23 protein-coding genes are annotated in these 23,874 nt (G+C 71.3%); 11 read left to right on the top strand and 12 right to left on the bottom strand.

Annotation, left to right across the window (positions count from 1 at the left end; translation table 11 throughout):
* Positions 1 to 27: 27 nt before the first annotated feature.
* Entirely contained in the window at positions 28 to 2,331 is a 2,304-nt protein-coding gene (locus tag EBO15_RS00435; RefSeq protein WP_147481327.1) for a penicillin-binding protein, read from the bottom strand.
* 339 nt (positions 2,332 to 2,670) lie between these two features.
* Between EBO15_RS00435 and EBO15_RS00430 the strand changes: the two genes are divergently transcribed.
* The gene (locus EBO15_RS00430) at positions 2,671 to 2,982 is read left to right on the top strand and encodes a WhiB family transcriptional regulator (protein WP_117357385.1); all 312 of its coding nucleotides are present in this window, start codon (positions 2,671 to 2,673) and stop codon (positions 2,980 to 2,982) included.
* 514 nt (positions 2,983 to 3,496) lie between these two features.
* Here the strand turns inward: EBO15_RS00430 and EBO15_RS00425 are convergent.
* Positions 3,497 to 4,651 (bottom strand): ArsA family ATPase, encoded by a 1,155-nt coding sequence (locus EBO15_RS00425; RefSeq protein WP_122192249.1) that lies wholly within the window; start codon positions 4,649 to 4,651, stop codon positions 3,497 to 3,499.
* A gap of 142 nt (positions 4,652 to 4,793) precedes the next feature.
* Positions 4,794 to 5,789, bottom strand: coding sequence for an ArsA-related P-loop ATPase (locus EBO15_RS00420; RefSeq protein WP_233615834.1), 996 nt, complete (start codon positions 5,787 to 5,789; stop codon positions 4,794 to 4,796).
* 255 nt (positions 5,790 to 6,044) lie between these two features.
* Between EBO15_RS00420 and EBO15_RS00415 the strand changes: the two genes are divergently transcribed.
* Positions 6,045 to 7,118 carry a slipin family protein gene (locus EBO15_RS00415; protein ID WP_122192247.1) on the top strand — a complete coding sequence of 358 codons (1,074 nt, stop codon included), beginning with the start codon at positions 6,045 to 6,047 and terminating at the stop codon, positions 7,116 to 7,118.
* 59 nt (positions 7,119 to 7,177) lie between these two features.
* On the opposite strand, the gene EBO15_RS00410 is transcribed toward EBO15_RS00415, so the two are convergent.
* Positions 7,178 to 8,422, bottom strand: coding sequence for an MFS transporter (locus EBO15_RS00410; protein ID WP_122192246.1), 1,245 nt, complete (start codon positions 8,420 to 8,422; stop codon positions 7,178 to 7,180).
* 73 nt (positions 8,423 to 8,495) lie between these two features.
* Here EBO15_RS00410 and EBO15_RS00405 point away from each other — a divergent pair, with 73 nt between their 5' ends.
* A complete protein-coding gene (locus EBO15_RS00405; RefSeq protein ID WP_122192245.1) occupies positions 8,496 to 8,987 on the top strand; it encodes a MarR family winged helix-turn-helix transcriptional regulator in 492 nt (163 codons plus the stop codon).
* Between the two features lie 36 nt (positions 8,988 to 9,023).
* Here the strand turns inward: EBO15_RS00405 and EBO15_RS00400 are convergent, their stop codons facing one another.
* Positions 9,024 to 9,956 (bottom strand): NADP-dependent oxidoreductase, encoded by a 933-nt coding sequence (locus EBO15_RS00400; protein ID WP_122192244.1) that lies wholly within the window; start codon positions 9,954 to 9,956, stop codon positions 9,024 to 9,026.
* A gap of 156 nt (positions 9,957 to 10,112) precedes the next feature.
* Here EBO15_RS00400 and EBO15_RS00395 point away from each other — a divergent pair, with 156 nt between their 5' ends.
* From EBO15_RS00395 to EBO15_RS00375, 5 genes are all read left to right on the top strand, one after another.
* Positions 10,113 to 10,544, top strand: coding sequence for a winged helix-turn-helix transcriptional regulator (locus EBO15_RS00395; RefSeq protein WP_233615833.1), 432 nt, complete (start codon positions 10,113 to 10,115; stop codon positions 10,542 to 10,544).
* Positions 10,545 to 10,549: 5 nt separating this feature from the next.
* Positions 10,550 to 10,708: a DUF4177 domain-containing protein gene (locus EBO15_RS00390; RefSeq protein WP_117357377.1), complete on the top strand. Its 159-nt coding sequence runs from the start codon at positions 10,550 to 10,552 to the stop codon at positions 10,706 to 10,708.
* 2 nt (positions 10,709 to 10,710) lie between these two features.
* Positions 10,711 to 11,172, top strand: a complete 462-nt coding sequence (locus tag EBO15_RS00385; RefSeq protein ID WP_122192242.1) for a RidA family protein — start codon at positions 10,711 to 10,713, stop codon at positions 11,170 to 11,172.
* 74 nt (positions 11,173 to 11,246) lie between these two features.
* A complete protein-coding gene (locus tag EBO15_RS00380; protein ID WP_233615832.1) occupies positions 11,247 to 12,104 on the top strand; it encodes an NUDIX hydrolase in 858 nt (285 codons plus the stop codon).
* 126 nt (positions 12,105 to 12,230) lie between these two features.
* Positions 12,231 to 13,016 (top strand): MBL fold metallo-hydrolase, encoded by a 786-nt coding sequence (locus EBO15_RS00375; protein ID WP_378239443.1) that lies wholly within the window; start codon positions 12,231 to 12,233, stop codon positions 13,014 to 13,016.
* A 99-nt stretch (positions 13,017 to 13,115) separates the two neighbouring features.
* Here EBO15_RS00375 and EBO15_RS00370 read toward each other — a convergent pair whose 3' ends face one another.
* A complete protein-coding gene (locus tag EBO15_RS00370; RefSeq protein WP_026412280.1) occupies positions 13,116 to 13,802 on the bottom strand; it encodes a Crp/Fnr family transcriptional regulator in 687 nt (228 codons plus the stop codon).
* A gap of 472 nt (positions 13,803 to 14,274) precedes the next feature.
* On the opposite strand from EBO15_RS00370, the gene nth reads away from it, so the two are divergent.
* A complete protein-coding gene (gene nth / locus EBO15_RS00365) occupies positions 14,275 to 15,021 on the top strand; it encodes an endonuclease III (protein ID WP_199744249.1) in 747 nt (248 codons plus the stop codon).
* Between the two features lie 58 nt (positions 15,022 to 15,079).
* Here nth and EBO15_RS00360 read toward each other — a convergent pair whose 3' ends face one another.
* On the bottom strand, positions 15,080 to 15,652 hold the full coding sequence (locus EBO15_RS00360) for a TIGR03086 family metal-binding protein (RefSeq protein WP_122192240.1): 573 nt from the start codon (positions 15,650 to 15,652) through the stop codon (positions 15,080 to 15,082).
* 324 nt (positions 15,653 to 15,976) lie between these two features.
* Here EBO15_RS00360 and EBO15_RS00355 point away from each other — a divergent pair, with 324 nt between their 5' ends.
* Positions 15,977 to 16,642, top strand: coding sequence for an NUDIX hydrolase (locus tag EBO15_RS00355; protein ID WP_233615830.1), 666 nt, complete (start codon positions 15,977 to 15,979; stop codon positions 16,640 to 16,642).
* Between the two features lie 153 nt (positions 16,643 to 16,795).
* A complete protein-coding gene (locus EBO15_RS00350; protein WP_199744248.1) occupies positions 16,796 to 17,992 on the top strand; it encodes a MarP family serine protease in 1,197 nt (398 codons plus the stop codon).
* 63 nt (positions 17,993 to 18,055) lie between these two features.
* Here the strand turns inward: EBO15_RS00350 and EBO15_RS00345 are convergent, their stop codons facing one another.
* From EBO15_RS00345 to acs, 5 genes are all read right to left on the bottom strand, one after another.
* A complete protein-coding gene (locus EBO15_RS00345; protein ID WP_233615829.1) occupies positions 18,056 to 18,370 on the bottom strand; it encodes a DUF309 domain-containing protein in 315 nt (104 codons plus the stop codon).
* Positions 18,371 to 18,541: 171 nt separating this feature from the next.
* Entirely contained in the window at positions 18,542 to 19,465 is a 924-nt protein-coding gene (locus tag EBO15_RS00340) for an alpha/beta fold hydrolase (RefSeq protein WP_122192238.1), read from the bottom strand.
* Between the two features lie 13 nt (positions 19,466 to 19,478).
* Positions 19,479 to 19,937 carry a phage holin family protein gene (locus EBO15_RS00335; protein WP_122192237.1) on the bottom strand — a complete coding sequence of 153 codons (459 nt, stop codon included), beginning with the start codon at positions 19,935 to 19,937 and terminating at the stop codon, positions 19,479 to 19,481.
* A gap of 136 nt (positions 19,938 to 20,073) precedes the next feature.
* Positions 20,074 to 21,246: a Na+/H+ antiporter NhaA gene (nhaA, locus tag EBO15_RS00330; RefSeq protein ID WP_233615828.1), complete on the bottom strand. Its 1,173-nt coding sequence runs from the start codon at positions 21,244 to 21,246 to the stop codon at positions 20,074 to 20,076.
* A 347-nt stretch (positions 21,247 to 21,593) separates the two neighbouring features.
* A complete protein-coding gene (acs, locus tag EBO15_RS00325) occupies positions 21,594 to 23,561 on the bottom strand; it encodes an acetate--CoA ligase (RefSeq protein ID WP_122192236.1) in 1,968 nt (655 codons plus the stop codon).
* Positions 23,562 to 23,874: the final 313 nt, after the last annotated feature.

The raw sequence follows: 23,874 nt of genomic DNA, 5'->3' as shown, positions 1-23,874 counted from the left end.
CGCGTGGCCTCAGAAGAGCTGAGTGGGTCAGAAGGGCCAGGGCCAGCCGTTGGCGTTCTGGGTGGGCTTCTGGGCGGGCTGGTTCTTCGCGGAGCCGTTGCTCAGGTAGATGATCACGAGGGTGTTGGCGTCGGCGTCGGTGCCCGCGCCGGGTGAGGTGGACGCGACCGTGCCCTTGGGCTGGTCGGAGTTCACCGGCTTCGGCGAGACCTTCACCTTGAACCCGGCGGACCTGAGGGCCGACTGGGCCGTGCCGAGCGACTGGCCCTTCAGGTCCGGGATCTTGGTGGTGTCGCCGAAGTTCTTGGTGGGCGAGGTGAAGCCTGGGCCGGGCTTGCCCGAGAGGGCGCCGCGCATCGAGGTCGCCCAGATCGGGGCGGGGATGTCGGCGCCGTAGACGCCGTACACCGGGTGCGACCAGGGGCCGCGGAAGTCCCAGTAGGCGACCGCCGCGGCGAGGTTCGGGGTGTGGCCCGCGAACACGGCGCAGGTGAAGTTCTCACAGGTGCCGGTCTTGCCCGCGGCCGGACGGCCGATGCTGCCGATGTTCTTCGCGGTGCCCTTGGTGAGGACGCCGCTGAGGATCGAGTTGACCTCGTCCGCGACGCTGGAGTCGACGGCCTGGTGGCAGTCCTGCGCGGGGAGCTTGAGCTGCTTGCCCTGCGGGTCGACGATCTGGGTGATGGCGACCGGCGCGCAGTACCTGCCGCGCGCGGCGAAGCCCGCGTAGGCGGCGGCGAGGTGCACCATGTCGATGTCGTTGGTGCCGAGCACCTGGGACGGGTTGGGGTCGAGCGGCGCGCCGGTGGCCTTGCGCATGCCGAACTTCTCGGCCATCTTCACCGCGTTGCAGACGCCGACCCGCTTCTCCAGCTCGGCGTAGAAGGTGTTCACCGAGTGCCAGGTGCCGCTCTTGAGGTCGAAGTTGCCCGCCTCGGAGTCGCCGGCGTTGCTGACCGAGGGCCAGGGGCCGCCGCCGCTGAGCTTGCCGATCTTGCACATCGGATAGGTGACCGAGGTGGTCTGCGGCGAGTTGATCGTGGTGCTGACCGGGATGCCCTGGTCGAGCGCCTCGGCCAGGGTGAAGACCTTGAACGTCGAGCCGGCGGAGACGCCCGCGCCGCCGCCGTGCGAGGTGTCGGCGGCCAGGTTCAGGCTGGTGCGGCCCTTGGAGTCGCCGAACCGCTTGCTCTGCCCCATCGCCACGATCTTGCCGGTGCCGGGCTGGACCATCGCCTCGGCCGCGACCTTGTTGCCGGACGGCGCGACCCTGTTCCGCAGGGCGGAGTCGAGTGAGCGCTGGGCGTCCATGTCGAGCGTGGTGCGGACGGTGTAGCCGCCCCGGTTGAGCTTGTTGACGAACTCGACCTGCTGCTTGCCCGGCAGCGACCAGTACTTGCCGTCCGAGAGGACGTTGAGGACCTCGTACTTCACGTACTCGCAGAAGAACGGAGCCTTGCTGGTCTCGCAGCCGCCGGCGGGGTCGGTGCGCTTCAGCTTGACCGGCTTGGCGATCGCGGCGTCGGCCTGCGCCTTGGTGATGTGCTTGAGCTGCTCCATGCGGCGCAGCACGGTGTCGCGGCGCGTCTTGGCGGCGTTCGGGAAGCGGATCGGGTCGTAGGCGTTCGGGTTCTGCGTGATGCCCGCGAGCAGCGCCGCCTGCTCCAGCGTGAGCTGGGCGGCGGGCTTGGTGAAGTACCGCATGGACGCGGCCTGGATGCCGTACGCGCCCGCGCCGAAGTAGGCGATGTTGAGGTAGCCCTCGAGGATCTTGTCCTTGGACATCTTGCGCTCGATGTCGAGCGCGTAGCGCAGCTCGCGCAGCTTGCGCCCGGCCGTCGGGGCGGTCGCCTCCTGGTACTCCTTCTGGTTGCGCGCGCGGTCGACCAGGATGTTCTTCACGTACTGCTGCGTGAGGGTGGACCCGCCCTGCGTGCCGTCGGACTCCACGTTCGACGCCAGGGCCCGCACGGTGCCCTTGAAGTCGAGCGCGCCGTGGCTGTAGAAGCGGTAGTCCTCGATGTCGACCATCGCGTTGCGCATGATGGGCGCCACCTGGTCGAGCCGGACCGACTCGCGGTACCGGTCGAAGAACGTCGCGACCTGGGTGCCGCTCGCGTCGTACACCACCGTCTTCTCGGACGGTGGCGTCGAGTCGAGCTTGCTGTCCATGCTCTCGAAGTTCTCCGCGGCGTCTCGCGCGGTCATGCCGGTCGAGCCGACCCCCGGCAAGGCGATCAGCGCGACCAGGACACCGGCGGCGATACTCGCCGCGAGCAACCGGATCAGCGTGGAGAAGACGTTCCCCCGACCCTCGTTCGCATCATGCACCCGCCTAGAGTACGCGGGGCGACCAGTGCATTCGGGACAGGTTGCCCCGCCACGCCGCGATTTAGCCCGAACATGGTCCTCCCCGCCCGTGTCTTCCCGTAGGCGTGCCTCGTGCGCGTGGCAACCGGCGGCATGGCTCACGCGTCAAGTACAGGTAACTAGTCCGTTCCGGCGGTATGGCCCCGGTGGGCTATATCGAGAATGGGCCCATCGGGGACTGTTGAATCGTCCCTCGCTTCCGTAAGTTCTTCCCCACGGCTTTCGTTTGGCGGCCCGACGTCCGCGCCCGTCTGGCCATAGAGCGCAAATCGACACAGACCCTAGGGGAGTGGGGCCAAGATGTGGATCACGGATTGGACCGCCCGCGCCGCCTGCCGTAACGCGGATCCGGACGCCCTGTTCGTGCAGGGTGCGGCGCAGAACCGGGCCAAGCTCATCTGCCGCGGCTGCCCGGTGCGGACCGAGTGTCTCGCCGACGCCCTCGACAACCGGATCGAGTTCGGAGTGTGGGGCGGCATGACCGAGCGGGAGCGGCGCGCGTTGCTGCGGCGGCGACCGGACGTGCTCTCGTGGCGCGACCTTCTGGAGACCGCCAAGGAGGAGTACGAGCGGTCGGTGGACGGCGACGAGAGCGAACTCGTCGCGAGTTGACCCCCGTGCCCCGCGCCCGGCGAGGGCGTTCGCACGGCGACGGACAAGCGCTCCTGGGAGGGCGGTCGGCGGCAGTCGACCGGACGCGCGAACTCCGCGAGCCAACCCCATGCGAACGGACGCGTGAGCGCCGGACATCGAGCCGGACGCGACCGCACCGGACGCGAGCACGGACGACATGACTCACGGCCGTGGACCCGAGATGGGTCCGCGGCCGTTGTCGTCCCTGGTCAGGCCGCAGTTTCGGACCGGATCGAAAGCGAAACGACGCCACCCCGAAAATGCGTCCTGACCGGATGCGGTCACGACCTTGTGGTTTGTCCGTCGTCTGCCGGGGTCAGTGCCGATCCGGCGCGCATCGCGGCCGCACGACGACGAATGCCCGGCGGGAGCCATTCACCCGCCGGGCATTCGCCACAAATCCAGAACAACCCCACCGATTACTGCGCGCCCAGAAATACGCAGAACCATCCCCGCAAACCCCCAGGTCAGCGGTCCTCGTGCCGGCGCGCGGTCAGGTCGCCTGCGGTGGTGCGGGGGTGGCGGCGAGGGCGGTGCCTACGCGGTCGAGGCCTTCCAGGTCGTGGACATCCTCGGCTTGGGCGGGGACGGCGATGACCGGGACGGTCGGATGGGCGGACGAGAAGTGCTCGCGCAGCCGCTCCTCGCGCGCGGCGAGCTGGACGCGGTCGGTGTGCAGGCGCAGCAGGGCGGCGGTGAGCGGGTGCTCGCCGCGTTCCTCCAGGGTCTCGGCGGCGGCCTGGGAACGCGCGGCGGACAGCAGGTCGTCGGCCTCGTGGACGCGGTTGACGACGAGGCCGGCGAGCGGCATCCGCTCCTCGGCGAGGCGCTCCACGAAGTAGGACGCCTCGCGGAGCGCGTCCGGCTCGGGGGCGGCGACGACGAGGAACGCGGTGCCCGGGGTCTGGAGCAGGCGGAAGGTCTTCTCGGCGCGCTCGCGGAACCCGCCGAACATCGTGTCGAACGCGGCGACGAAGGTCTGCACGTCGCGCAGCAGCTGGACGCCGAGGACCTTGTTGATGACGCCGGTGAACATGCCGAACCCGGCGCTGATCACCTTCACGCCGAACCGTCCGCCGGTCTTGGCCGGGGCGGCGAGGATCTTCATGAAGCGGCCGTCGAGGAAGCGGCCCATGCGTTCGGGCGCGTCCAGGAAGTCCAGCGCGTTCCGGGACGGCGGGGTGTCGACGATGATGAGGTCCCAGGCGCCGGAGCGGTGCAGCTGGCCGAGCTTCTCCATCGCCATGTACTCCTGCGTCCCGGACAGGGACGAGGAGAGCGACTGGTAGAAGGGGTTGGCCAGGATCTGGCGGGCCCGGTCCGGGTCGGCGTGCGCCTCGACGATCTCGTCGAAGGTGCGCTTCATGTCGAGCATCATCGCGTGCAGTTCGCCGTCGCCGCCGACCTCGATGCGGCGCGGGCTGTTGTCGAGCTCGGACAGGCCCATCGACTGGGCGAGCCGCCGGGCCGGGTCGACGGTGAGGACGACGACGTCGCGGCCGCGCCGGGCGGCGCGCACGCCGAGCGCGGCGGCCGTGGTGGTCTTGCCGACGCCGCCGGAGCCACAGCAGACGATGATCTTGGTGCGCGGGTCGTCCAGCAGCTTGTCGACGTCCAGCGCGGGCGGGGTCTTGCCGGTCGGGCTCATCAGACAGTCTCCGTCGAACCAGTGATCGTGCGGCGCGTCCGGACGCCGCGGTCCTCCCCGTGTGCCCGCGCGTCCGGGCCGCGCACCGCGTGCGCGCGCGCCGGACGGGGGCGCGGGATCATGCGGCGCCCTGGGCGCGGAGTCATGCGGCGCCCTGGGCGCGGAGGGACTCGGCCAGGTCGTAGAGTCCGGCCAGGTCCATGCCGTCCGGGAGCAGGGGGAGGGTGTAGCGCGGGAGGTCGAGGGTCTCCAGGCGCTCCTTCTCGCGGGCCTGGAGGGCCGTGCGGCGGGCGTGCTCGGTGGCCTCGGCGGTGAGGACGGCGGCGATCCGCTCGGCGCCGTGCTCCAGCCCGGCGGCCTTGACGCCGCGGACGATCTCCTCGGAGTCCAGCTCGCCGGCGGCGGCCGCGGCGAGGTCGTCCGGCGACAGGACGGGCGTGTGCTCCATGTTCACGATCACGCCGCCGACCGGGAGCCCGGCTTCGCGCAGGTCGTGGATGCCGTCCATGGTCTCCTGGACGGGCATCTCCTCCAGGAGCGTGACGAAGTGGACGGCCGTCTCCGGGCTGCGCACCACCTTCATCACGGTGTCGGCGTGGTTGCGGACGGGGCCGACCTTGGCGAGCCCGGACACCTCCTCGTTGACGTTGAGGAACTTGGTGATGCGTCCGGTGGGCGGGGCGTCCATGACGACGGCGTCGTAGATGAACGAGCCGTCCTTGGTCTTCCGCCGGACGGACTCGGAGGTCTTCCCGGTCAGGATGACGTCGCGCAGCCCGGGCGCGATCGTCGTGACGAAGTCGACGATGCCGAGCTTGGTCATCGCCTTCCCGGCCCGCTTGAGGTTGTAGAACATCTCGAGGTACTCGATGAGCGCCTCCTCGGTGTCCACGGCGAGCGCGTGGACGTCGCCGCCGCCCGGGGCGACCGCGACCCTGCGCTCCTCGTAGGGCAGCGGTGGGACGTCGAAGAGCTGGGCGATCCCCTGCCGCCCCTCGACCTCAACCAGCAGTACCCTGCGGCCTCCCGCCGCCAGGGCCAGGGCGAGGGCGGCGGCCACGGTGGTCTTGCCCGTGCCGCCCTTGCCCGTGACCACGTGGAGGCGTACGCCGTCCCAGTCGGTGTCTCTCGCGCTCACCCGATCGACCATATCGTTCGCTCGGCAAGGACTTCAGAGCCCGGCTCCCGTGAGATAAGTGATCCCTGACACGATGCCCTCTCCGGGTGCGGACCGTTGTTTCGGACGTGCCCACGCGGTTAGCTGGGAAACGCGAACCGGTCGCCGGCCCGCCGTGGCCATCATCGAAGTGGGCGCGGCGCGGACACCGGGCGGACGGTCCGCGCGGGTCCGGGCGTCGGACCCGGGGAAGTACATCTGAAAGGTGGGCCCGCCATGGAGGTGGTCCTCTTCCTCGTCATAGTGATCGGAGTGCTCGCACTGGTCGGACTGGCCTCGTCGGTCAGGATCGTGCAGCAGTTCGAACACGGCATCGTCTTCCGGTTCGGCCAGGTGCAGCGCGGTGGCCGGCTCCGCCCTGGGGCGGTGCGCCTGCCCGGCCTGACCGTCATCATCCCGATCGCCGAGCGGATGCAGAAGGTCAACCAGCAGACGGTGACCATGGGAGTGCCCGCTCAGGAGGGCATCACCCAGGACAACGTGAGCGTCCGGGTGGACGCGGTCGTCTACTTCCGGGTCGTGGACCCGGTGAAGGCGATCGTGAACGTGCAGAACTACGGCTACGCGGTGTCCACCGTCGCGCAGACCTCGCTGCGGTCGATCATCGGCCAGTCCGACATGCAGGAGCTGCTGGGCGAGCGCGAGAAGATCAACACGCGGCTGCGCGGGATCATCGACAACATCACCCAGGACCCGTGGGGCATCCTGATCGAGCGCGTCGAGATCAAGGACGTGTCGCTGCCGGAGGGCATGAAGCGGTCGATGGCCCGGCAGGCCGAGGCCGAGCGTGAGCGGCGCGCCCGGATCATCACCGCGGACGGTGAGTTCCAGGCGTCCAAGCGGCTGGCCGCGGCGGCCGAGATCATGTCGCAGGACCCGGCGGCCCTGCAGCTGCGCCTGCTGCAGACCGTCGTCGAGGTGTCGGCGGAGAAGAACAGCACGCTGGTCATGCCGCTGCCGGTCGAGATCCTGCGGTTCTTCGAGCGCGCGGCCGGCGGGTCGGCGTCGGTCCAGGCGGGCGGCGAGAGCGGGCCGAAGCAGGACCTCAGCGCGCGCCTCGCCAAGGCGGAGGAGGACCTCGCCAAGGCCACCGCGAAGGACTCGGAGATGCAGTCGGTCAAGGAGGTCCCGCCCGTCCTGGGCCTGGACGAGCCGCAGCGCCACGCGCTCGACGAGTCGAAGCAGGCCGACGAGGACGCGCCGGAGCTGACCCGCCCGGAGTACCCGCGCCCGATCGCGGGTGGCGACGAGGGCGGCTCCGGCGGACAGCCGGAAGCTCCTCAGCAGTAGAACTGTCGGCGTCCCCGGCCACCAGTACAGGCCGGGGACGCCGTCCTCATCCGTGTGCGTTAGGCGGGTTGGGGTTCGGGGGTAGGGCTGGGGTCTTTGGCGGCGTCCAGTGTGAGGCGGCGGACGCCGGGGGCCGCGAAGGTGCCCAGGCAGGACGTGGCGACCAGTACGGCGGCGACCAGGAGCGGCGCGCGCGGACCCCACAGGGAGGCCGCCCATGGGCCGAGCGTGTAGCCGAGAGGCGCGGCGGCCATGGACAGCAGCCAGTCGTAGGAAGAGACCCGTGCGAGGGCCCTTTCGGGGATGAGGGCCTGGACGGTCGACTCCCACGTCGGATTCAGGAATCCGAGGCCCGCCAGGGCCAAGGCGTAACAGGGCACGAAAACCATGGCCGGCGCGTAGAAGGCGAGCGCGGTCAGCGGAATCGCGTAGGCGACGAGGCCCGCGTTGGCCACGGCCACCGGACGGCGCGGTCGGAAGCGTCCTGCTAGCAGGGACCCAACGAAGACCCCCGCCGCGCCCGCTTCCGTTGTGACGATCCAGACGGATTCGCCGCCGAGCCGCTGGACGGCGATCACCGGTGCGAGCGTGAGCATGGCACCCTGCGCGCCGTTCCATATGCCGTGCGCGATGAGGCTCGTCCAGTACCAGTCGCGTGCGCGGACCTCCGCCCATCCCTCTTTCAGGTCATCCCGAAGCGATGTCGCAGGTCCCTCGGGATCCGGGGCCCTCCGCTGTACGCGCGTGCACGAGATCAGGACGGCGCTCGCCCCGAAGGACGCGGCGTCGAGCAGGAACGTCCAGCCGGGGCCGACGGTCAGGACGAACGTGCCCGCGATGGCCGGGCCGAGCAGCCTCGCCCCGCCCGCGACGGTGCCCAGGAGCGCGTTCGCGCGGGGCAGGGCGTCCGCCGGGACGGTCCCGACGACCAGTGGCGACAGCGCCGGCAGCGCCAGGCCGGACGCCGCGCCGCCGACCGCCTGCGCGATCGCGAGCTGCCACAGGGACGGGTGCCCGCCGAGCAGCAGGACCGCCGTGCAGACCTGCGCCGCGCAGGCCAGCGTGTCCGTGCCGATCGCGATCGGGCGGGCGCCCCGGCGGTCGGCCAGGACTCCGCCGAGGGGGAGCGCGACGAGCCGGGGGAGCATCGCCGAGGCCAGCACGATCGCGAGCCCGGAACCCGACCCGGTCACCCGAAGCACGGCCAGCGCCAGCGCGGCCGGGACGACGGCGTCCCCGGCCAGGGAGAGCGCCCGGGCGCCGAACAGCAGCCGGAAGTCCCGGCCGCGAAGGGGATGCGTCATGACGGCCGAGAGTAGTTCGGTGGAGAACTATTCGTCAACGAATAATTCCGGGGCGAACCGGTATCCTCCTCCCATGCCGATGCGCGACTCCGTGGACGACCACGTGGACCTGTGGATGCCGATCGTCCCCGACCTCGATCCCGACGTGGAGGGCGCGATCACCCGCATGCACAAGATCTCCGCGCACCTGCGGAAGGTCCGGGAGCGGGCGCTGGCGGACTTCGACCTGCAGCTGCACGAGTACGACACCCTCCAGGCCTTGGGCGCGCGGGACGGCCGGGCCGCCCCGTCACGGCTCGCGGCCGACCTCGGCATCGCGCCGAACTCCGTCACCGGACGCCTCGACGGCCTGGCCGCGCGCGGGTTCGTCCAGCGCACCCCGTCCGAGGTCGACCGCCGCCGCGTGATCGTCGAGCTCACCGAGAAGGGCCGCGCCGCCTGGCTCGGCGCGATGTCGCCCCAGGGCGAGGAGGAGCATCGGATCCTCGGCGCCCTGACCCCCGAGGAACGCCGCCACCTCTCCGACCTGCTCCGCCGCGTCATGCTCCTCGCCAACCCCCGCTGACCAGGCCCCCCGCTGAGGTGGGGTTCCGGTCGGTGGTCAGGAGGGGCGGAGGACCAGGCGGCCGCGGAGGCCGCCTTCGGCGAGGCGGATATGGGCCTTCGCGGCGTCCGCCAAGGGCAGGACGTCGGCGACGCGGGTGGTGAGGCGCCCGGCGTCGACAAGGGAGACGAGGTACTCGAGCTGGGCGGTGTCCGCGTGGAACCAGACGTTCTGGACGCGGGTGCCGCGCAGGTTCACCGGGACCGCGTCACCGCCGTTGACCGAGACGAACGCGCCGCGACTGCGCAGGGCGTCCAGGGCGCGGACGCCGAGCCCGGCCGCGTCGAGGACGCCGTCCACCCCGCCGGGGACCAGGTCCCGGACGGCCTGGCCCAGCGGCCGGTCGCGTCCGACGACGTGCGTGGCGCCCGCCTCGCGCAGCGCCGCCTCGTCCGACGGGGACGCCGCGGCGACCACGCGGAGCCCGTGCAGCGCGGCCAGCTGTACCGCGAACCCTCCGACGGCCCCAGCGGCCCCTGTGACCAGCACGGTCGCCCCCGGACGCAGATCCAGGAGTTCCAGGCCCTGGAGCGCCGTCAGGCCGTTCAGGGGCAGCGTGGCGGCGTGTGCGGCGTCCAGGGTGCGGGGCGCGTGGACGACGGCGCTCGCGTCCAGGACGATCGCCTCGGCGTGCGCGCCGGTCGCCATGAGCAGGCGGTCGCGGAGGCCGATGACCTTGTCGCCGACGGCCAGGCGGTCGACGCCCGCGCCGACGGCGTCGATCTCGCCCGCCGCGTCCCGGCCGAGGCCGAGGGGGAGGTCGGGGGCGATGGCGGCGAGGTGTCCCTCGCGGGCGGCGATGTCCACGGGGTTGACCGTGGCGGCCTCGATCCGGATCCGCACCCGTCCCGGCCCCGGGACCGGCTCCGGGACGTCCGCCACCCGCAGCGTCTCCGGCCCGCCGTACTCCGTCACACTGATCGCGCGCATGCCAAATACTCCCTGGTCAGATGGTGTTTTCTTGAGATCATCGACAGGATCGAGGATGCGCGGAAGAGACGATGGGCGGAAGAGGTTACTTCGGAGTGCGTACCCGACCCCGGGGTGGGGCGCGCCGAAGTCGAAGCTGGGGGGACCATGGCCACGATGACCGCGGATCAACGTCGCGCGCGGGCGAAGGCGGAGTTCGACGAGTACATGGAGATGTGCCCGACGAGCCGTCTCATGGCCGTCCTCGGGAACAAGTGGACGACGATGCTGCTGAACCGGCTCGCCGGCAACGGCACCATGCGGCACGCGGAGCTCGCGCGGTCCGCTCCGGGGATCAGCGCGAAGATGCTCACCCAGTCGCTTCGCGCGCTGGAGCGGGACGGCCTGGTCACGCGGCACGTCACCCCCACGGTCCCGGTTCAGGTGGACTACACGCTGACCGTCCTCGGCGAGAGCCTGATGCCGGTCGTCGCGGGCGTCCAGAACTGGGCGGAGCTGCACATGCCGGACGTCGAGGTCGCGCGCGTCCGCTATGACGGCGCCCAGGCCGGGGAGGCCGTTCCGGCTCCCGCGCGATCGCTAGGCTGAGCGCCATGAAGAAGTGGGAGTACGCGACCGTTCCTCTGCTGGTCCACGCGACCAAGCAGATTCTTGACAACTGGGGCCAGGACGGGTGGGAGCTCGTCACCGTGCTGCCCGGCCCGAACCCGGAGAACCTGGTGGCCTACTTCAAGCGCGAAGTGGAGCCGTAAACGTGAGCACTCCCGAGGAGCGGATCGCCGAGCTGGGGCTCGAACTGCCCGAGGTGGCCCGTCCGCTGGCCGCCTACGTCCCGACCGTCCGCACCGGATCGCTGGTCTACACGGCCGGGCAGCTGCCGCTGGTCAAGGGCGAGCTGCCGGTCACGGGCAAGGTCGGCGCCGAGGTCAGCGCCGAGCATGCCGCCGAGCAGGCGCGGGTCTGCGCGCTGAACGCGATCGCGGCGCTGAAGGCCGAGGTCGGCGACCTGTCGAAGATCGTCCGGATCGTCAAGGTCGTCGGGTTCGTCGCGTCCACCGCGGACTTCACCGGCCAGCCGCAGGTGGTGAACGGGGCGAGCGACCTGCTCGGCGAGGTGTTCGGCGAGGCCGGCGTGCACGCGCGCAGCGCGGTCGGCGTCGCGGTCCTGCCGAAGGACGCGCCGGTCGAGGTCGAACTGATCGCCGAGGTCTCCTGACCCGGGACGACCGCCGAGATGCCCCCGGACGTCCCCTCGGACGGATCGCTACCCTTGACGGAATGTGATTCGGTATGCCCGAATTGGGCGTCATGAACGGGTTGAGGTTGCCGGACGGGTTCCGGGAGCAGATCGAGGGCATCGCCGCCGGGACGATCGAGCCGGTCCGGCCGCGGCACGCCGCCACGGTGGTCGTGCTCCGCGACCACGCCGAGCACGGGCTTCAGGCGTTCATGCTGCGCCGCGTGGGCTCGATGGCGTTCGCGCCCGGCGCGTACGTGTTCCCCGGCGGCTCGGTCGACCCGCGCGACGGCGAGGCGAGCCCGGCCTGGACCGGTCCGTCCCCGGCCGAGTGGGGCCGGGCCTTCGGGGCGGACGAGCCGCTCGCCCGCGAGCTGGTCTGCGCCGCCGTCCGGGAGACGTTCGAGGAGACCTGTGTGCTGCTCGCCGGTCCGACCGGCGGGTCCGTCGTGGACGACACGCGCGGCGACGAGTGGGAGCGGGGGCGCGAGGCGCTGCTCGACCGCTCCCTCTCGTTCGCCGAGTTCCTGGACGAGCGCGGCCTCGTCCTGCGCTCCGACCTGCTGCGTCCCTGGGCGCACTGGGTGACCCCCGCGATCGAGCCGAAGCGCTACGACACGCGGTTCTTCGTCGCGGCCATGCCCGCGGGCCAGCGCGCCCGGGACGTGAGCACCGAGGCCGACCGGGTCGCGTGGGTGCGTCCGGCCGAGGCCGCCGCGCGCGGGCGCGCGGGCGAGTGGCCGATGCTGCCCCCGACCCTCGCCACGCTGGACGATCTGTCCCACTTCGAGAAGGTCGCCGACGTCCTCGCCGCGCCACGCGAGATCAGCGTGCTGGAGCCGGAGGGACGGATCATCGACGGCGACCCGTACCTCGTCCTGCCCGAGGACGCGGCGCGCTACGACGCCTAGACCGGTATGACGGGGGCGCGGGCTCGGCCGGCCTGGTCACTCGGGCTCCGCCTGGCCGGAACGTCCCTGCCGCGACGGTCGGCCCGGATCGGGCTCGGCCCGGGCCGGTCGGGCAGGATGGGGAGAATGAGGGAAATCGACGGGACTGGTACGGATCGGGCGAGATGTGTGCTCGCTCCGAATCCGTCCCCGATGACGCTGGACGGCACGAACACCTGGATCCTCGGCGAACCCGGCGCCGAGGAGGTCGTGGTCGTCGATCCCGGCCCCAAGGACCGCGCGCACCTGCGCCGCGTCCTGGCCGAGTCCGAGACGGACGGACGGCGCGTCGGTCTCGTCCTGCTCACCCACGGCCACCCTGACCACTCGGCGGGCGCCGCGATGTTCGCCGAGATGGCCGGGCCGGACGTCCGGGTGCGGGCGCTCGACCCCCGGCACCGGCTCGGCGACGAGGGCCTGGTCGAGGGCGACGTGGTGACCACCGGCGGGCTCGAGCTGCGGATCATGGAGACGCCCGGCCACTCCGACGACTCGCTGACGTTCTGGCTGCCCGCCGACCGCGCGATCCTGACCGGCGACACCGTCCTCGGCTACGGATCGACCGTCCTGGAAGGGCGGCTCGGCGACTACCTGGCGTCCCTGGACCGGCTGCGCCGCTTCGCCGGCGACAACGACGCCGTCGCCGTCCTGCCGGGCCACGGCCCGAAACTGGACGACCCGCTCGGCGCGATCGACCACTACATCCAGCACCGGCGGGAGCGCCTGGCGCAGGTCGAGGCCGCCGTCCGGTCCGGTGCCCGGACCGCCCGCGAGGTCGTGGAGATCGTGTACGCCGACGTGGACCGCAACCTGTGGCCCGCGGCCGAATGGTCGGTCCAGAGCCAACTCGACTACCTGGCCGAGCGCACCTGACCCTCACACAAGCACCCCGAACACACGCGAACGCGCGCGCAGGAGCTTGGGCTCGTGCGCGCGCGTTCGCGGTCGTGCTTGGCCTGAACGGCGGTGCGCCTACTTGGAGCGCTTGCGGAGGCGCTCGATGTCGAGGATGACGACGGCACGCGCCTCGATGCGCAGCCAGTTGCGCTGCGCGAAGTCGGCGAGGGCCTTGTTGACCGTCTCGCGGGACGCGCCGACGAGCTGCGCCAGCTCCTCCTGGGTGAGGTCGTGGTGGACGTGCAGCCCGGCCTCCGACGGCTGGCCGAAACGCTCGGCCAGGTCGAGCAGCGCCTTGGCGACGCGGCCGGGGACGTCGGTGAAGACCAGGTCGGCCATCACGTCGTTGGTCTTGCGGAGCCGCTGGGCGAGCGCGCGGAGCAGCTGCACCGCGACCTCCGGGTGGCCGGTCAGCCACGGCCGCAGGTCGTCGTGGCCGAGCCCGGCGAGGCGGCACTCGGTGACGGCGACCGCGCTGGCCGTGCGGGGCCGCGGGTCGAACAGCGACAGCTCGCCGAACATCTCGGACGGGCCGAGCACGCTCAGCAGGTTCTCCCGGCCGTCCGGCGCCGTCCGGGTGAGCTTGATCTTGCCCTCGAGCACGACGTACAGCCGGTCGCCGGTCTCACCCTCGTTGAACAGCGTCTGACCGCGGGCCAGCCGCACCTCGGTCACGTTGGCGCGCAGCGCCTTGGCACCCTGCTCGTCCAGGGCCTCGAACAGCGGAGCCCTGCTCAGAACGTCCACGTCGCGGTCGGTCACGCTTCTCCTCCTCGAAAACCCACATGCCTAGTGTGACGTACGTCCCACCGCGTACGTGAAGGCAGGGTCCACGGCGCGCCGAAACCGGACGGTCCGGGCCCGTCCGCCCGCCTTGTGCGGCGGTGCTTCCGGGAGATCGTCCCCGCAGCGGCGTCCCGTTGCCTGAACGTCACCTGCGCATCCAGTGTACGGATGCGCGGGTGAATGCGGTCACAAACGTACCGTTTCTCCTCTTCGGACGTGGTTACTCGCCAGTCACATGATGTTCGCCGGACGGTCGCCGGAGTGAGACATCGCCGTTGCCCAAGGGGAAGCGGCCCTATCCGGCGGATACCTCGCCCACCTCGTGCGCGCCCGCGCCGGGCAGCCCGTGATGCTCGACACGTTGACCTTGGTGAGGGGCTCTGACGTCGTCCGGACCGGGGATCTGGTTGAGGCACGGCGCTTGGCATCGGGTTCTAGGCTGAACGCCATGGCGACGAACACGGAGAGCAAGCCGCGTCCTCGTGCGCGCAAGTGGCAGGAGGAGACGCGTCTGGGGCTCGTCCGGCGCGCCCGCCGGATCAACCGGGAATTGGCCGATCTTTACCCGGACGCGCACTGCGAGCTGAACTTCACGTCGCCCTTCGAGCTGCTCATCGCCACCGTCCTGTCGGCGCAGACCACGGACAAGCGGGTCAACCAGACGACGCCGCAGCTGTTCGCCGAGTACCCCGGACCCGAGGACCTGGCCGCCGCGAACCCCGAGGACCTCGAGGCGATCCTCAAGCCGCTCGGGTTCTTCCGGTCCAAGACCAAGTCGGTCATGGGGCTGTCGAAGGCGCTGGTCGAGCGGTTCGACGGCGAGGTCCCCGGCCGGCTGAAGGACCTGGTCACCCTGCCCGGCGTGGGGCGCAAGACCGCGAACGTCGTGCTCGGCAACGCCTTCGGCGTCCCGGGGATCACCGTGGACACCCACTTCGGCCGCCTCGCCCGCCGGTTCGCCTGGACGACGTCCGACGACCCGGTCAAGGTCGAGCAGGACGTCGCGGACCTCATCCCCCGCAAGGAGTGGACGATCCTGTCGCACCGGATGATCTGGCATGGCCGCCGTGTCTGCCACTCGCAGCGTCCGGCGTGCGGGGCGTGCGCGATCGCCCACCTGTGCCCGTCCTATGGAGAGGGTCCCACCGACGCGAAAACGGCCGCGACGCTCGTTCGCGACCGTTCCTTCGCCTGAGAGGGCCGTTCAGGCCGTCCGCCCAGCGGCCGGTGGTCAGGACGCCCAGTGGGGGTCGTCAGGACGCCCAGTGGGGGTCACGGCCCAGGTAGCGCATCAGGGAGGCCACCTCGTCCCCGGACGTGGCGGGCAGCGCCGTCGCATAGGCGCCGAACGCCCGCAGCGGCTCGACGATCTGCTGCGCGACCGGCAGGAGGTCGCGCGCGAGGGTGGTCGGCAGGGGCGAGGGCGCTCCGGCGGATTTCGCGAGGTCCCAGGCGTGGACGGCGGCGTCGAGGGCGCACGCGCCGACGCCGAGCCCGGCGGGCATGTCGTTCGGCGGGACCGGGATGTGCACCGTCTCGTGGCTGGTGGCGACGCCCGCCCACGCCTCGGCGGCGAGCTTGAGGGCCGGTTCGAGGAGGTCTTCGGGCGGACCGTCGAGCGTCCCGGACGGCGAGAACGGGTCGAAGGACGGCCCGTCCCCGCCCGTGAGGAAGGCGGCGAAGGCGATCTGGTCGCCCACCGCGTGCTGGAGCACCTGGGCGGCGGTCCAGCCGGCGCAGGGCGTCGGCGCGTTCCAGTCGGTGACCGCGGCCACCGCGGCGCGGAGCGCGTCGTGGGAGTCCACGAGAATCGGCCAGTTTGTCATGTGAGGCTCCTGCGGCGTTGGCTCCCGGCCGAAGACGATCAACGCCGGTCAACGGGGTTTCTATCGCGAATCCGGAGGTTTTGGCAGTGCTTCCGGGCATCGGGTTCCGAGGTGGGACGCGGGTCCGCGGAACGGGTGCGCGGCGCGGGGCGGGCGTGCCAGGGTGAAGCGCCGCCGCTTCCGGTCCTCCGCTGTGGATTTGATGGGATTCGCGGTGGTTCAGACCATCGTGACGGCTTTTGAGGGAGGCCCGGCCGCCGGATATCGGACGGTCGGATTTCGCCCGGCGGGAAGCAACACGCCCGCCGGCGGGTTGGGAGAGATGTGATCGACGCCGCTGCCCCTTCGTACCCCGCCTGGCTGGAGCGCTTCGTCCACGAGGCGCCGCTGATGCAGGTGCCGGAGGACGTGCCGCCCGTGGCGGCGGGCGGACGGCGCGCGGCGGTGCTGATCCTCTTCGGCGACGGCCCGCACGGCCCGGACGTGCTGCTCACCGAGCGCGCCGCGACCCTGACCAAGCACGCCGGGCAGCCCGCCTTCCCCGGCGGGCGCATCGACCCGGGGGACGACGGCCCGGTCGCCGCCGCGCTGCGCGAGGCGCAGGAGGAGGCCGGTGTCGTCCCGTCGGGCGTGGACGTGCTGGTCACGCTGCCCGAGCTGTACCTGTCGCACAGCGAGCACCTGGTCACGCCGGTCGCGGGATGGTGGCGCGAGCCGTCCGATGTCGCGCCCGGGCACCCCGGCGAGGTCGCGACCGTCGCGCGCGTCCCGATCGCCGAACTCACCGACCCGGCGAACCGGCTGACCATCCGGCACCCGTCCGGGCTGAGGCTCGGCCCGGCGTTCCGCGTCGGAGGCATGCTGGTCTGGGGATTCACGGCGGGGCTGCTCACGGCCGTCCTCACGGCGGGCGGCTGGGACCGTCCGTGGGACCCCGGTCACGTGGAGGACCTCCCGCCCGAGGTCCTCTCCCTCTCGTTCGGCGGTTGACCGAATGGCGCCCGCGTCCGGCACAACGGGCGTTATGGCGTTCTGTAGCGGCTCGTGCGTGCGCGCGTATCGCTCCGCATGACTACGCGCGTCCGTTGAAACTGGTCCAGCGAGGGGACGTGCGCAGCCCCGTTGTCGCTATACGGTGAAGCGGTGCTGGGCGACCACCTTCTGGATTTGATCCTGCTCGTGCTGATACTGCTGTTCGCGGTGTCCGGCTACCGGCAGGGCTTCATCGTGAGCCTGCTGAGCTTCGTCGGCTTCGTCGGCGGCGGCGTCGTGGGCGTGCTGATCGCCCCGCCGATCGCCGAGGCCACGGTGAGCGGCGCCGCGCAGCAGGCGCTGCTCGCCATCGTCATCGCGTTCCTCGCGGCCACCCTCGGGCAGCTCCTCGCGTCCTCGGTGGGCGCGGTGCTGCGCAACCGGGTGACGCACAACAACGCGCGCACGGCGGACGCCGTCGGCGGCGGAGTCGTCTCGGTCCTGTCTCTGCTCATCGTCGCCTGGTTCTTCGGGTCGCTGGTCGCCAACTCGGAGTTCAAGTCGGTCCGGACGCAGGTCAAGGGGTCGTCCATCATCAGCGGCGTCAACGAGCTGATGCCGCAGCAGGCGCAGACCTGGTTCTCGTCCTTCCGCGGGTTCGTGGCCAGCAGCGAGTTCCCGCAGGTGTTCAACGGCCTCGGCGGCGAGTCGGTGGCGAAGGTCCCGCCGCCCGACGACGCGATCCTCAACACCGGAACGCTCCGCGCGGCCAAGCAGTCCATCGTGAAGATCACCAGCACCGCGCCGGACTGCCAGCGGCGCATCGAGGGCACCGGCTTCGTGTTCGCGCCCGAGCGCGTGATGACGAACGCGCACGTGGTCGCGGGCGCGCGAGGCCCGTCCCGGGTCGACTCGCTGGACGGCAAGAACCACAACGGCAAGGTCGTCCTGTACGACCCGCAGCGCGACGTGGCCGTCCTGTACGTGCCGGGGCTGAACGCGACGCCGCTGAAGTTCGCCGGTCCCGCGCGCGTACGAGACGACGCCATCATCGCGGGCTACCCCAAGAGCCGCCCGTTCACGGCGCTCGCCGCCCGGGTCCGCGCCCGGCAGATCTCCAAGGCCCCGGACATCTACCACTCGCCGCAGGTCACGCGCGAGATCTACGCCATCCGCGGCGACGTGGAGCAGGGCAACTCGGGGGGGCCGCTGCTGTCCAGCGACGGCCGTGTCTTCGGCGTCATCTTCGCCGCCGCCCTCGACTCGCCGCAGACCGGTTACGCGCTGACCGCCGGGGAGGTCGAGCCCGACGCGCGCGCCGCCCAGGGCGCCACCATCTCCGTCTCCACCGAGGGCTGCGCCGACTGACGCGAATACCTGCCGTAGGGCCGGGGTAGCGCAGAAGGGCCCGGGTAGCGCAGAAGGGCTGAGCTATCGCAGGGTCAGCTTGACCGGCGTGTCGAGCGGGAGCTCTTCGGCGATGGCCCGGACGCTGGACGTCAGCCTGGGGACGTCGATTCCGTGTGTGTCGTCCGCGTAGTCGTCGAGGCGGTCGGCGGCGCGTGAGAGAAGCGCCTGAGCGCCGCGTGGGTTGCCTCGGCGTAGGTGGGTGATCCCGACGGCGACCTGCGCCAGGGCCCGCCACAACTCGCGTTCGTTCTCCGGGGACGACTTCCAGACCGCTTCCAGCACCTCGTGCGCGTGGAACGGACGGTCCGCGTCCAGGAGTCGCTGTGCCTCCGCCAACGCTTCGTCCGGCGGCAGATGGAAATCGTCTGGAGTGGTCGGGACGCCGCCTGGTGCGCCATGGGGGAGTGGACGTCCGTAAGCGTCCCGGGGACGCGCGTTACGGGCGCGTCCCTGCGGGTCCCGATCTCGCCCCGGCTCGTGCGTGCGCGCGTTCTGTTCGGGCATGGGTCAGCGTTCGGGTTCGGGGTCGTTGATCCAGCCGATGAGTTCGGCGTCGAACGCGCGTGGACGCTCCTCGTGCGGGAAGTGGCCCGCGCCTTCGATGAGCTTCCAGCGATAGGGCGCGGTGACGTACCGTCCGGAGCCCTGGGCACTGGCGGGGAGCGTGCAACGGTCCAGCGAACCGTGCAGCTGAAGCGTCGGCACCTGGATGGGCGCGCGCATACGCCGCGCATAGCGGATGCCGTCCGGACGCGGTTGCGAACGGACGAGCCAACGGTGGTACTCCAGCGCGCAGTGGGCGACACCGGGGATGCGTATCGCGTCGCGCACGAGCCGCTCGGTCTTCTCGTCCGGCCAGCCGGGACCGGACCAGTCGTGCAGGAGGCGCCCCACGAGAGCGGCGTCGTCCTGGACGAGACGACGCTCCGGCCATACGGGAACCTGGAAACCGAGCGTGTGCCGGGTGGCCCAGAGCTGCCCGCGCGGGTTTCCACGGAGTGCCTGCCGCAGCCGCAGCGGATGCGGTGCGCTGACCGTCACGAGCCTCTGGACGACCTTGGGATGGTAGGCCGCCATCGTCCAGGCGAGCAGCCCGCCCCAGTCGTGGCCCACGACGATCGCGTTCGCCTCTCCGAGCGCGCGCACGAGGCCCGCCGCGTCCGCCGCGAGGGTGACCAGGTCGTAGCCGCGCGGCGGCTTGTCGCTGGCGCCGTACCCGCGCAGGTCGACGGCCGCCGCACGGAACCCGGCGGCGGGCAGCGACACGAGCTGGTTGCGCCAGGCCCACCAGAACTCCGGGAACCCGTGCAGAAGCAGCACGAGCGGCCCCTCACCCGCTTCCGCGACATGGAAGCGGGTGCCGCCCGCGCTCACCGAGCGGTGCGTCCAGGGGCCCTCGATCTCGACGAGCGAGGCGTCCGGTGCGGCCATGGTGCGTGTCCGCTCAGTCCGCCAGGGCCGGGGTGTCCGAGGCGTCGTCGACCGCGTCGGCGTCGCCGCCGCCGCGGTGCCGGAGCATCTCGAAGTCGGCGCGCAGCTGCGCGCGCGTCCGCTGCGCCCCGCGGATCTTGCGGATGCGCAGGTACCCGATCCCGACCAGGGCGGCCGCGAGCAGCAGGTAGACGCCCGCGACGATGAGGAACGCGGCCCAGTGCCAGACGCCGAGCGCGACCAGCCCGTAGGCGGCGGCGATCGACAGCAGGATCACGATGAGCCCGGCGCACAGCCCGGCGATCGCGAACATCCCGCTGCCCAGCGCGGCCTTCTTGGCGTCGTCCTTCAGCTCCAGCTTGGCCAGGTCCAGTTCGGCCCGGATCAGGCTGGACACGTTGCTGGACGCCATCGCGACGAGCTCGCCGAGGGACTTGTCCTCCACGCGGTCGCCCGGCAGTGCCTCCGACATAGCGTTCTCTCCTTCCAGGACCCCGGTCACCAGGGCCGAACCCAGCCTGGCAGCTTCTCCGCCGCCGCGGCCACCCGGCCCGTCCGCACGGGCCGCGCGCGCCGGCGGTGCGAGCCGTCCGACATGCCGGTGAACATCAGCCCGCCCTCACCGAGCGGGCGCGTTGGCGTACCCGGTGCCGGAAGACCACGGACGCGGCCACCGAGGCGATGAGGCTCGCGATCAGGACCGCTGTCGTCACTCTCTCGAATTGTGCCGGGTCGGGGTAGGCCAAACCGCCGATCAGCAGCGAAACGGTGAAGCCCACTCCGGCCAGCGCCGCCACTCCGGCGAGCTCACGCCAGTGCAGGCCCTCCCCGAGCGAGGCCAGGCCGAGCCGGACGGCCGCCCACGCGCCGCCGAGGACGCCGACGAACTTGCCCACGACCAGTCCGACGATCACCCCGATCGCGACCCGGTCCTGGAACACGCCGGCGAGCGCGGACCCGCTGAGCGCCACGCCCGCGCTCAGGAACGCGAACAGTGGCACGCACAGACCGGCCGATATCGGGCGCAGCACGTGGTCGGCGCGCTCGGCGTTCGTCGGACGCCCGTCCGGGGTCTCCCGCGTCGACGTCAGCATCCCGAGCGCGACCCCCTCGACCGTCGCGTGGATGCCGCTGCGCTGCACGAAGTACCAGGCGACGAGGGCCAGCGGGACGTACGCCCACGGCGTCCGGACGCCCCGGGACTGGAGCACCCCGTACACCGCGACCAGCGCGACGCCGGCCAGTAGCGGCGCGACGGCGAGGCCCGAGGTGTAGAAGATCGCGATGATCATGATGGCGATCAGGTCGTCCACGACGGCGAGGGTCAGCAGGAACGCGCGCAGCGGGCCGGGGCAGTCGGAGAACGTCACCGCGAGCACGGCCAGCGCGAACGCGATGTCGGTCGCGGTCGGGACGGCCCAGCCGCGCATGCCGTCCCCGGTCCCCGCGGTGATGGCGAGGAAGATCAGCGCGGGCACGGCGACGCCCGCGGCGGCCGCCACGACCGGCAGCACGGCGGCCCGCCGGTCGCGCAGGGAGCCGTGCGTGAGCTCCTCGCGCAGCTCGAGCCCGGCGATGAAGAAGAACACCGCGAGCAGCCCGCTGGACGCCCAGTGCGCCAGGTCCATGTGGTGCAGGCCCAGCCGGTCCGGGCTCAGCTCGTAGTCCCGGATGCGCGTGTACGCCTCCGACCAGGGTGTGTTCGCCCAGACCAGCGCGGCGACCGTGGCCAGGAGCATGATGACGCCGCCCACGGTCTCCGTGCGCAGCGCCTCGGTCACATGTCGGGCGTATCGGACGGTGGGTCGCACAGGTCGGCTGTTGCGTACGCGCGTCAAAAGAGTCCCCCGAATGGCAGGCGAGCCGTCGTCCGGGGGCCTGACCGCCCTCGTGCGCGCACGAGACGGACTCGTGCGGGCACGTGACGGATCCGCCCCCTCGCCGACCAGACTTCCCGGCACACCTGTTCCGAGCGTACCGGGATGATCGTCGCCTACGTCCCTTGTGCCCGCCTCTGACCATGTGAAACGGGCGCCCGGCGGTGTCCGTCGGGCGCCCGTTTCAGATGCGCGCGTTCTCGCTCCTCACGCCTTGCTCACAGGCGCTCCGGTGCGCCCGCGCGTGCGCGTCAGTCCTCGGACTTGGCACTGGGGAGCTTCTCGGAGATGAGGTTCATCACCGTGCTGTCGGCCAGAGTGGTGACGTCGCCGACGCTCCGGTTCTCCGCGACGTCCCGCAGCAGACGGCGCATGATCTTGCCGGACCGGGTCTTCGGCAGCTCCGGAACGATCATGATCTGGCGCGGCTTGGCGATCGGGCCGAGCGTGTGCGCGACGTGGTTCCGCAGCTCCTTGAGGAAGTCCTCGCCCTCGACGTCCTCGCCCGCCGAGCCCCGCGGGATGACGAACGCGACGATCGCCTGCCCGGTGACCGGGTCGGTCGCGCCCACGACGGCCGCCTCGGCGACCTTCGGGTGCGACACCAGCGCCGACTCGACCTCCGTCGTGGAGATGTTGTGGCCGGACACCAGCATCACGTCGTCCACCCGGCCGAGCAGCCAGATGTCGCCGTCCTCGTCCTTCTTCGCGCCGTCCCCGGCGAAGTACAGGCCCTCGAAACGCGACCAGTACGTCTTGACGTACCGCTCGTCGTCGCCCCAGATCGTCCGCAGCATGGACGGCCACGGCTCCTGCAGCGTCAGGAACCCGCCGCCGCCGTTCGGCACCGGCCGCGCCTGGTCGTCCACGACGTCCGCGGCGATGCCCGGCAGCGGGCGCATCGCCGCGCCCGGCTTGCCCGCCGTCACGCCCGGCAGCGGGCTGATCATGATCGCGCCGGTCTCGGTCTGCCACCACGTGTCCACGACCGGGCAGCGGCTCGCGCCGATGTGCTCGCGGTACCAGACGTACGCCTCCGGGTTGATCGGCTCACCGACCGACCCGATCACGCGCAGCGAGGACAGGTCGTACTGCGCGGGGATGTCGTCGCCCCACTTCATGAACGTCCGGATCGCGGTGGGCGCGGTGTAGAAGATCGAGACCTTGTACTTCTGGATGATCTCCCACCAGCGGCCCCGGTGCGGCGTGTCCGGAGTGCCCTCGTACATGACGGACGTCGCGCCGTTCGCGAGCGGCCCGTACACGATGTAGGAGTGCCCGGTCACCCAGCCGATGTCGGCCGAGCACCAGTACACGTCCGTTTCCGGCTTCAGGTCGAAGACCGCGTGGTGCGTGTAGGCGACCTGCGTCAGGTAGCCGCCGGTCGTGTGCAGGATGCCCTTCGGCTTACCCGTCGTCCCGGACGTGTAGAGGATGTACAGCGGGTGCTCGGAATCGTGCGGCTCGGCCGTGTGCGTGTCGTTCTGCCGCTCAACGACGTCATGCCACCAGACGTCCCGCTCGTGCTCCGCGACGGGCTCGCCGGTACGCCGTACGACAAGAACCTTCTCCACGGACGGAGTGCTCTGCACGGCCTCGTCGACGGTCGGCTTCAGGGCGGACGGCTTGCCGCGCCGGTACCCGCCGTCCGCGGTGATGACCAGCTTGGCCGCGGCGTCGTCGATGCGGGTGCGCAGGGCGTCCGCGCTGAACCCGCCGAACACGACCGAGTGGGTCGCGCCGATGCGCGCGCACGCGAGCATCGAGATCGGCAGCTCGGGAATCATCGGCATGTAGATGGCGACACGGTCGCCCTTGCGGACGCCAAGCTCAAGGAGGGCGTTCGACGCCTTGGCGACCTCCTTCTGAAGGTCGGCATAGGTGAGCGTGCGGGCGTCGCCCGGCTCGCCCTCCCAGTGGTAGGCGACACGGTCGCCGTGCCCGTTCTCCACATGGCGGTCAACGCAGTTGTAGGCGATGTTGAGCTCGCCGCCCACGAACCACTTGGCGAACGGGGGATTGCTCCAGTCGAGCACGTCGTCCCAGCGCTTCGTCCAAGTGAGGCGGTCGGCCTGCTCGGCCCAGAAGCCCAGGCGGTCGGCCGCGGCCCGTTCGTAGGCCTCGGCGGTGACATTGGCGGACTCCGCGAGCTCGGCCGGCGGGGGGAAGCGCCTCGTCTCCTGCAGCAGGTTCGACAGTGTCTCTTGGCTCTCGCTCACGCGTACTCCTCGCTGTTCAAAGAGGGGGCGCCTTCCACGGCCCACTCCATCAGCGATCGTCCCGTGCGGACAAGGGCTTGCCGGTTTTGTGGGCGCAAGGGGCGAAAGGGGCTCCCCGGCTTCGAGTTGGATGCTATGTGATGCCAGCCACACGTGGCCTTCCCAGGTTCGGCCTTCGGGAATCAGTGCTTGTGCCGGCGTCCGGACGGGGCGGGGAGTGAGGTGATCTGACCTGCGAATATGCGGTTCCGGCGCGGGCCGGATTACTCGAAACAAACTTTCCGATTTCGGTCTTCGGGGGCGTGTGGGACGC

The organism is Actinomadura harenae, assembly GCF_003696215.1.
Lineage (GTDB): Bacteria > Actinomycetota > Actinomycetes > Streptosporangiales > Streptosporangiaceae > Spirillospora > Spirillospora harenae.
The sequence above is the reverse complement of the archived record's forward strand: the minus strand, read 5'-3'. Positions and strand labels throughout refer to the sequence as shown.

Bases quoted from the DNA above. Each gene is read 5' to 3' on its own strand.
- EBO15_RS00360 (WP_122192240.1), bottom strand. From the start codon at position 15,652: ATGACAAACTGGCCGATTCTCGTGGACTCCCACGACGCGCTCCGCGCC.
- EBO15_RS00375 (WP_378239443.1), top strand. From the start codon at position 12,231: ATGAGGGAAATCGACGGGACTGGTACGGATCGGGCGAGATGTGTGCTC.
- EBO15_RS00405 (WP_122192245.1), top strand. From the start codon at position 8,496: ATGCCGATGCGCGACTCCGTGGACGACCACGTGGACCTGTGGATGCCG.
- EBO15_RS00400 (WP_122192244.1), bottom strand. From the start codon at position 9,956: ATGCGCGCGATCAGTGTGACGGAGTACGGCGGGCCGGAGACGCTGCGG.
- EBO15_RS00390 (WP_117357377.1), top strand. From the start codon at position 10,550: ATGAAGAAGTGGGAGTACGCGACCGTTCCTCTGCTGGTCCACGCGACC.
- EBO15_RS00335 (WP_122192237.1), bottom strand. From the start codon at position 19,937: ATGTCGGAGGCACTGCCGGGCGACCGCGTGGAGGACAAGTCCCTCGGC.
- EBO15_RS00395 (WP_233615833.1), top strand. From the start codon at position 10,113: ATGACCGCGGATCAACGTCGCGCGCGGGCGAAGGCGGAGTTCGACGAG.
- nth (WP_199744249.1), top strand. From the start codon at position 14,275: ATGGCGACGAACACGGAGAGCAAGCCGCGTCCTCGTGCGCGCAAGTGG.
- EBO15_RS00430 (WP_117357385.1), top strand. From the start codon at position 2,671: ATGTGGATCACGGATTGGACCGCCCGCGCCGCCTGCCGTAACGCGGAT.
- EBO15_RS00410 (WP_122192246.1), bottom strand. From the start codon at position 8,422: ATGACGCATCCCCTTCGCGGCCGGGACTTCCGGCTGCTGTTCGGCGCC.
- EBO15_RS00380 (WP_233615832.1), top strand. From the start codon at position 11,247: ATGCCCGAATTGGGCGTCATGAACGGGTTGAGGTTGCCGGACGGGTTC.
- EBO15_RS00415 (WP_122192247.1), top strand. From the start codon at position 6,045: ATGGAGGTGGTCCTCTTCCTCGTCATAGTGATCGGAGTGCTCGCACTG.
- EBO15_RS00425 (WP_122192249.1), bottom strand. From the start codon at position 4,651: ATGAGCCCGACCGGCAAGACCCCGCCCGCGCTGGACGTCGACAAGCTG.
- EBO15_RS00340 (WP_122192238.1), bottom strand. From the start codon at position 19,465: ATGGCCGCACCGGACGCCTCGCTCGTCGAGATCGAGGGCCCCTGGACG.